General features: G+C 74.0%; 5 protein-coding genes. All 5 read right to left on the bottom strand.

All coding sequences use genetic code 11. The features are described 5' to 3' along the window. Positions 1-1,526 (bottom strand): COG1361 family protein (locus VR44_RS16735; RefSeq protein WP_045948307.1); only part of this gene is annotated, 1,526 nt, incomplete at its 3' end. Positions 1,527-1,706: 180 nt separating this feature from the next. Beyond that, a complete protein-coding gene (locus VR44_RS16730) occupies positions 1,707-3,500 on the bottom strand; it encodes a GMC oxidoreductase (RefSeq protein WP_045948306.1) in 1,794 nt (597 codons plus the stop codon). A 75-nt stretch (positions 3,501-3,575) separates the two neighbouring features. After that, positions 3,576-5,207, bottom strand: coding sequence for a succinic semialdehyde dehydrogenase (locus VR44_RS16725; protein WP_045948305.1), 1,632 nt, complete (start codon positions 5,205-5,207; stop codon positions 3,576-3,578). A gap of 92 nt (positions 5,208-5,299) precedes the next feature. Next, positions 5,300-6,913, bottom strand: a complete 1,614-nt coding sequence (locus VR44_RS16720; RefSeq protein ID WP_045948304.1) for a serine/threonine-protein kinase — start codon at positions 6,911-6,913, stop codon at positions 5,300-5,302. Between the two features lie 114 nt (positions 6,914-7,027). Next, on the bottom strand, positions 7,028-8,462 hold a 1,435-nt coding region (locus tag VR44_RS16715), incomplete at its 5' end, for a serine/threonine-protein kinase (protein WP_483855143.1).

Here is an 8,462-nt window from a genome sequence, read left to right as displayed (position 1 = left end):
CCGCCGCTCCTGCCGCCGTTGGCGGTGCTGCCGGCGCTCGCCGAGGTGCCCGGGGAGGCCGAGGCGCTCGTGGAGGCGCTGGGCGAGGCGGTGCCGGCGGACGGGCTGGGGCTGGGGCCGGTGGCCGTCGGGTTCGCCGTGAAGGCGGCGAGGTTGTTGGCCAGGTTCGGGTCGAAGGAGTGCCGCTGGGGCTCGCCCTTCGGGCCGGCCGCGCCGACCCGGATGGCGCCCTTGGCGTCCTTGACCGCCTTCTCGATCTTCAGCTCGAAGGGGAACTCGGCGTTCTCGCTCTCCAGCACGGAGGGCGTGGTGGCGCAGCGGTAGTGGGCGTCGCCGACGGCGCGGCAGGCGGCGGGCGCCGTGACGGCCTTGAGGCCCGCGGGGAGCTCCACGTCGACGACGGCCGCGGGGGCGCCGCCCTGATCGGCGATCCAGGCCGGGCCGTTGTTGCGGATGGCGACGACGGCCTTGGCGGTGGTGCCCGCGGCGCCCTTGACCGTCAGGGGCAGGGCCTCGAAGTCCGCGGTGTTCGCCACGGTGAGGACGGCCTCGCGCTTGTTGTCGGCCGGGTTGAGGTCCGGGCCGTGCTCGGCGACGGGTGCGACCGGGGCGGCCTTGCGGGCGGTCAGCTTGCGCACCGCCCGGTCCGCCGGTCCGCCTGCCTGCGACTGGTCCGTGCCGGGCTTGGCGGCGTCCGCCTGGGCCTTCTGCGGGGCGGGCGCCGGGTAGACGGCGTAGCCGAACCGCTCGTTCAGGGCGTTCGCCCCGGCCGTGAGGTGGAGCGGGCTGTCGCCGGCCAGCTCGTAGGACGCCTTGGGGTCGAAGTCGCCCTCGACGGTGCAGACGGCGGTGGTCGAGGTGCGGGTGGTGCGGTAGGTGCAGTTGTCGTACCGCTCCGGGAGCTCCAGGCCGCGGCTGGCCTCCAGCTCCAGGACGATGCCCTTGGCCGGCTCGTTGCCCTGGTTGCTGAACGTGAGCGGCAGGGGCTGGGTCTCGCCCGGCTTCAGGTCCTTCTTGAGCCGCATCTCGCCCATGACGAGGTCGGGTGCGCCGACCTTGATGCCGGTGGAGCCGGACTCGACGGTGGCGCCGGCGGCCGTGCCAGTCACCCTGACCACGCCGACGCCGGCCTTCTTCCCGGGGGTGACCTCCAGGTCCACGCCGGCCGGGACGCCCGGGTGCAGGCCCTGCTGCTTGCAGACGAGCGTGGCGCCGGCGGGGGCGCACTTCTTGACCGCCGCGCGCGGGCTCTCCTGGACGGTCGCCACGCCGTTCAGCATGGAGAGGTCGACGGTCAGGGTGAACTCCCCGTCGAAGGAGGTGGCCCCGGCCGTTCCCTCCAGCCGGTAGTTCAGCGCCACCGGCGTCGGGGAGCCGGTAGCGGGGGCGGGCGGGAGGGAGAGGCCGACGGGCGTGCCGACCAGCCGGAAGACGGGTTCCGCGGCGTGGGCCGCGGCGGCCGGGACGGTGACGAGTCCCGCGGCCACCAGGCCGCATGCGGCCAGCAGGGAGATGCGCTGTCTCATGTCCGGTGTGACCGCCGGACGGGTACCTCGGTTGCACCGCACGCCATGTGACCGACACCACAGCTTCACCCAAAGCATTCCGGTACAACCTTTTCCGGCGACCGCCTGTCCACTCCTGTACTGCGGCGGGTACCGCGCTCGGAGGGGGAGCGCGGTACCCGCCGCGGTCGTTCGCGGAGCTCAGCCTTTCGCTTCCGGTTGTCTCGGGGGAATTTCCGGGACGGCGAGGAAGGGCAGCCGCAGCGCGCCGAAGGCCTCCTCAGGGACCGCCGGACGGACCGGTTCCACCGCCGCGAGACGTCGGTACGCCTCCCCCTGCGCGGGCCGCGGGTCCGCCTCCCCGTTGTTCGGCCAGTACGACATCGCCCGTTCGGCCTGGGCCGTGATGGTCAGGGACGGGTTGACCCCGAGGTTGGCGGAGACCGCCGAACCGTCGACGACCGAGATGCCCGGGTGGCCGTACAGCCGGTGGTACGGGTCGACCACGCCCTCCTCGGGAGTGGCGCCGATGGGGCAGCCGCCGAGGAAGTGGGCGGTCAGCGGGGTGCCCATCAGCTCGCCGACGTTGCTGCCGGGGAAACCGTTGATCTCCTCGGCCAGCAGGGTCGCGGCCCGGGTGGCCTCGGCGATCTGCACGGGGTTGGGGGTGCCGTGGCCCTGGCGGGCCGTCAGCAGGCCCTTGCCGAGGCCGCCCGGTTTGCGGTAGGTCGTCAGGGAGTTGTCCAGCGACTGCATGACCAGGCCGATGATGGTCCGCTCCGACCAGCGCCGGTTGGACAGGGAGCGCGCCAGCTGCACGGGGTGGCGGGCGGTGCGGGCGAACCAGGCCCGTACCCGGTGGGCGCTGTGGGGTACCTGGAGGACCGTCAGGAACCCCATGGCGTTGGAGCCCTTGCCGTAGCGGACGGGCTCGATGTGGGTGTCGGCGTCGGGGTGCACGGACGAGGTGATGGCCACGCCCCGGGTGAAGTCCGCCCGGGGCTCGCCGGGGTGGCGCCTGCGGTAGCGGCGGTCGTCGGTCTGGGCGCCGACCAGGCCCTCGGAGTTGGTGCGGGTCAGCTCGCCGAGGCGGTCGGAGAGGCGGGGCAGTTCGCCGCGGTCCTTCATGGTGTGCAGCAGGGTCTGGGTGCCGTACGTGCCCGCCGCGACGACCACGTACCGGGCGCGCAGCACCTTGGCGCGGCCGGAGCGGCGGTGGTCGGTGGGGACGGTGCGGACGCGGTAGCCGCCGTCGGGGTGCTCGGCGAGGGCGGTGACGGTGGTCATGGGGTGGATGACGGCGCCCGCGCGCTCGGCCAGGTGGAGGTAGTTCTCGTTCAGGGTGTTCTTCGCGCCGTGCCGGCAGCCGGTCATGCACTCGCCGCATTCGGTGCAGGCCTTGCGGGAGGGCCCGGCGCCGCCGAAGTAGGGGTCGGGGACCTCCTGGCCGGGGCGGGCCCTCCGCCCGCCCCCGGCGTCCTCGCCGTCGCCGAAGAAGACGCCCACGGGCGCCATGTGGAAGGTGTCGCCCACGCCCATCTTCTCGGCGGCCGCCTTGAGGTGGACGTCGGCGGGGGTCATCGTCGGGTTGAGCCGTACGCCGAGCATCCGCTTGGCCTGCTCGTAGTACGGGGCGAGTTCCTCGCGCCAGTCGGTGATGGAGGCCCACTGGCGGTCCTGGAAGAAGGCCGCGGGCGGCACGTAGAGGGTGTTGGCGTAGTTGAGGGAGCCGCCGCCCACGCCGGCGCCCGCGAGCACCATCACGTTGCCGAGCAGGTGGATGCGCTGGATCCCGTACAGCCCGAGGGCGGGCGCCCACAGGTAGTTGCGCAGGTCCCAGCTGTTGCGGGGCAGGTCCTCGCGGTCGAAGCGGCGCCCTGCCTCCAGGACGCCGACCCGGTAGCCCTTCTCGGTGAGCCGCAGTGCCGAGACCGACCCTCCGAAGCCCGATCCGATGACGATGACGTCGTAGTCGTATGCGTGGTCGTACGACACTGCGCGGTGCCTCCCGGCGGTCGGTTCGTGCCTGTTGCCCTGGGGTGCTGGGGTGACTGCTGTGGCCGCTCCGGGCTAGCGGAAGCGGAGGGTCTTGAGGAGCTTGAGGCTGCGGGTCATGAGCTCGGCGTACTTCGCGTCGTCCATGCCGAGCGAGGGCGCCATCGGCAGCAGCCGCTGGTGGGCGACGGTCTGGGCCTCGGTGTACTTGAGGATGCCCTCGGAGCCGTGCCGACGGCCGAGCCCGGAGTCCTTCATGCCGCCCATGGGTGCCTGGGCGCTGCCGTAGGCGGGGGCGTAGCCGTCGTTGATGTTGACGGTGCCGGTGCGCAGGCGGGCGGCGACGGCGTGGCCGCGGCGGGCGTCCTTGGTCCAGACGCTGGAGTTGAGGCCGTAGGCGGTGGCGTTGGCCTGGGCGATGGCCTCGTCCTCGTCGGTGAAGCGGTAGACGGAGACGACCGGGCCGAAGGTCTCCTCGGCGCAGACCGCCATGGGGGCCTCGACCCCGTCGAGGATGGTGGGCTCGTAGAAGAGGGGGCCGATGTCGGGGCGGGCCACGCCTCCGGCGACGAGGGTGGCGCCCTTGGCGACGGCCTCGTCCACGTGCCGCTGTACGTTCTCCAGCTGCCGTTCGCCGACGAGGGAGCCCATGTCGGCGCCGTAGGCGAGGGAGTTGCCGAGCCGCATGGCCTTGGTGCGGGCGGCGAAGCGCTCCAGGAAGGCGTCGGCTATGGAGTCGTGGACGTAGAGCCGCTCGATGGAGATGCACAGCTGTCCGGCGGAGGAGAAGCAGGCGCGGACGGCTCCGGCGGCGGCCTTCTCCACGTCGGCGTCGTGCAGGACGAGCATGGGGTTCTTGCCGCCGAGTTCGAGGGAGACCCCGACGAGGCGGGCGGCGGCGCCCTGGGCTACCTCGCGGCCGGTGCGGGTGGAGCCGGTGAAGGAGACGTAGTCGGCGTGCCGGACCACCTCGGGGCCGACGACGGGGCCCTCGCCGAGGACGACCTGGAAGACCTCGGCGGGCAGCCCGGCCTCGATGAGCAGGTCGCGGGCCCACAGGGCGGTCAGCGCCGTCTCGGTGTCGGGCTTCATGACGACGGCGTTGCCCGAGACGAAGGCGGGCAGGGCGTCGCCCACGGAGAGTTCGAGGGGGTAGTTCCAGGGGGCGATCTGGCCGACGACCCCGCGCGGCTGGCGCAGCTCGGTGACCTTGGTCAGGGTGGGCATGGCGCCGGTGTGGCCCTTGGGGCGCAGGTAGGCGGGGGCCTTGCGGCCGTAGTGCCGGGCGGAGACGGCGACGGCCTGGACCTCTTCGTGGGCGTGCAGGCGGGCCTTGCCGGTCTCCAGCTGGATGAGGTCGAGGACCTCGGACTGGCGGGCGAGGACCAGGTCGTGGAAGCGCAGCAGGACGGCGGCGCGCTGCCGTACGGGGAGGGCGGCCCAGGCGGGCTGGGCGGCACGGGCCTTGGCGAAGGCCTCCGCGACGTCCTCGGGGGTGGCCTCGGGAAGGTCCGCCAGCTTGGCCCCGGTGAAGGGGGTGTGGTTGGCGGTGCTGCCGGAGCCGGTGACTCCGCGGGTCAGCCGGGTGATCAGGGCGGGGGTCACCACATCGGCGGCGGTACGGGCGCCCGCCGGGGCCGGGGCGACCGGGTTGGTGGGCCGGGGTGCGGAGCGGAGGGGGGCGGCAGCAGCCTTCGAGTCCGTCATGGCGGTGAGCGTATTCCGCCAGGGAGGCTTTGGGTACCCGTGGGTAACCGGTTTTTGCCAAGTGTGCCAGTAATCGCTGGCACGGTGGCCGGTCAGCCCTTCTTCGGTGCCGGTTCCCAGCCGCTGAGGACGGTGTCGAACTGCCGGCGGGTCGTCGCCCAGTCCTCGGCGGGGCCCGTCATGTAGATCGCGTACTCGGTGCCGTTCTTGTCGACGTACATCTGCTCGATGGCCCGGCGCGGTCCGGCGTGCACCCCCTTCTCGGTCCACGTGAAGTCCCACAGCACGGCCTGGGTGGTGTCCCGGAAGGTGTTCGGGTTGAGCTTCTGCCGCTTGTAGTCCGTCCGCTTCGCCACCTGCTTCTCCAGGTCGAGCAGGTGCGCGTAGGGGGTCGGGTAGTCCGGGGTGGGGTCGGCGGCGATCCGGATGTAGTGCTTGCCGTTGTCCCCGGTGTAGTCGATCTGGTTGCCGTCCATCTGGCGGGTCCAGCCCTCCGGGACGAACAGGGTGAACCCCGCCGGGTCGGTGACCTCGGTGTAGCCGTTCGGCGGGGCGTCGGCGCCGTCGTCCTGCCCGTCGGGGGCGGAGACGTTCTTGTCGTCCGGGCCGGCGTTGTCCGAGGCGTCCCCGCCGGTCAGCTTCAGCACGCCGAAGACCCCGCCGCCGCCGAGCAGCGCCGCGACGAGGGCCACCACCGCGATCCGCCGCAGCCGGCCCGGCGTGCGTCCTGCGAGTGCCGAGGGCCGCTCGGTGGGGGCGGTGGCCGTCGCCGGCGCGGGGGCGGGCTCCGGAGCCGGGGGCTCGGCCTCCCGGGCGGGGGCCCGCTCCTCGGCGGTCACCGCGCGGGTGGGCACGTACGCGTGGGCCGCCTTGGGCTCCCGGCCCTCCATCGCCTCGATCAGCATCCGCTCGGCCTCGCCCGCCGAGGGGCGCTCGGCCGGGTCCTTGCGCAGCAGCGCGGTGATGACCGGGCCGAGGGGGCCGGACTGGCGCGGGACGGGCGGCTCGTCGTTGACCACGGCCTGGAGGCTGGAGATCGGCGAGGTCCGGCGGAACGGCGAGCGGGCCTCGACGGCCGTGTACAGGGTCGCGCCCAGCGACCACAGGTCCGAGGACGGGTCGGGGGCGCCGCCGGTGACCCGCTCCGGGGCCAGGTAGTCGATGGAGCCGACGAGTTCACCCGTGCGGGTGATGGAGGAGTCGCCCTCGATCGCCGCGATCCCGAAGTCGGTGAGGAGCACCCGGCCGTCCTTGGCCAGCAGTACGTTGCCCGGCTTCACGTCCCGGTGCATCACGCCGACGGCGTGCGCGGCGCGCAGCGCGCCCAGCACGTGCAGACCGATCCGCGCCGCCTCCCGGGGCTCGATCCGCCCCGCCGCCTTGGCGGCCTCCGCGAGGGAGGGGCCGTCGATGTACTCCATGACGATCCACGGCCGGTCGTCGTGCTCCAGGACGTCGTGCACGGTGACGACCGCGGGATGCTGGATCCGGGCCGCCGCCCGGGCCTCCTTCTGCGTCCGGGCGTACAGGACCTCCCGGTCGGCCTGGGAGACGTACAGGGCCGCCGTCAGTTCCTTGACCGCGACCGTCCTGTGCAGCAGCTGGTCATGGGCGCGCCAGACCTTGCCCATGCCCCCGCTGCCGATGGGTTCCACGAGCCGGTACCGGCCCGCGAGCACCGCGCCCGCGCCTGTCTGCTGTTCCACGAATCCCCGCCGCTCTGTGCACTCCGGGCCAGATTACGGAGGCTGCGGGCGGTGCCGGTACCGGGCGGGGCCCGTGAGGCAGCACTGTGACGCAATCGCCGTACTGATCGGCCGTCAGCCTCCGGCCTGGTAACTGGCCGTGGCCTTGTCGAAGACGTCCGTGACCTTGTCCTGGTTGTCCTCCGGACCCGTGACCATGACCACGTGGTAGCCGCCGCCGAGCGCGACGACGAAGTTGCGGGCGAACAGGGAGCGGCCCGCCGCGTCGATCCAGGTGTAGCGGCCGGTCACGCGCAGCTGCTGGCCCACCCTGGTCGACTTCACGTCGCCCCCGGAGGCCCAGGTGGAGTTGCGGTACGGGGCCAGCTCCGCCTCCTTGTCCTTCTGGTACCCCATCGGGTCCGGGGAGCCGCCCTCGACCCGGTCCCGGCCCGGGACCACGATCAGGGTGAACTGGCCCTGGGTGTAGCGGACCTGGCCGGCCTCGTTGATGGACTGGCGCTCCCAGCCGTTGGGGACGGCGATCGTGAAGTGCGCGGGGTCCTGCTGGAGGGTGTAGCCCTCGGGTGCCTGCTGGGCGGGCGGCTGCGCTCCGGAGGGCTGAGTGCCGGAGGGCTGCGCGGCCGGGGGCGCCGACTGCTGCGGGGGCTTCTGCGTCTTCGGCGCCTGGGAGGGGGGCGCCGGGCTCTGGGCGGCCGTGGGCTGCTGGGCCCGGCCGGTGTCCTGGCCGTCGGCGCCCGGCAGGAACAGCATCGCGTACGCCACCCCGCCCACGAGCAGCGCCAGGACCCCGACCAGCAGGGTCCGGCCGAGGGAGCGCGGCTTGCGGGGGGCGTCGGGGTTGCGGTGGCGGCCGTGCAGGTCCCCCCGGCGGCGCACCTCGGGCAGGCGGGCGGGGTCCGGCTCGGGCAGCGGGAACACGAAGTCCCCGTCGGGCTCGGGGGCGGAGCGGACCAGCGAGCGCAGCCAGCCGCGCAGCTCCTCGAAGTCGGGGCGCTCGGTGGGGTCCTGGCGCAGCAGGGACTCCACGACGGGGCGCAGCGGGCCGCACTCCTCGGCGAAGGCGGGGGGCTCGGCGCAGACCATGTCCACGAGCTCCGCGACGCTCTCCTCCGGGTACGGGGCGTGTCCCTGGACGGCCCGGTACAGCAGGGCGCCGAGGGCCCACAGGTCGGTGGCGGGGCCTACGGGGGCGGCCAGCTGCCAGGGACCGCCGTGGACGGGGCCGGCCTGTTCGGGGGCCCAGCGCTCGGTGACGGCGCCGACGACGGCCATCCGCGTCTGGCGGGCCCGCTCGGCGTCGAGCCCGCTACGGGGGCCGCCGCCGCCCTGACCGGGGGCGGCGCCCCAGCCCCCGGCGGGTGCGGGGGCCGTGGCAGCCGGGGGGTGGGGCGTACGGGCTTCGGCGGCGCGGGCGCCGGGGACGACGGGCAGGACGGCGGTGGCCTCGGACGGGTCCCCCTCCGGGGCCCCGCCCGCGGGCTGCGGCCGGCCCTCACCGGGGCCCCCGGCGGGCGCCGGGGGGTCGGCCTGGTGGTAGCCCTGCGGG

The sequence above is a fragment of the Streptomyces katrae genome (assembly GCF_000966975.1).
GTDB classification, from domain to species: Bacteria; Actinomycetota; Actinomycetes; order Streptomycetales; family Streptomycetaceae; genus Streptomyces; species Streptomyces katrae.
This window is presented reverse-complemented; position numbering and strand designations above follow the sequence as displayed.

What these genes read in the sequence shown, in the direction of transcription:
- VR44_RS16725 (WP_045948305.1), bottom strand. Translation starts at nt 5,207, where the DNA reads ATGACGGACTCGAAGGCTGCTGCCGCCCCCCTCCGCTCCGCACCCCGG.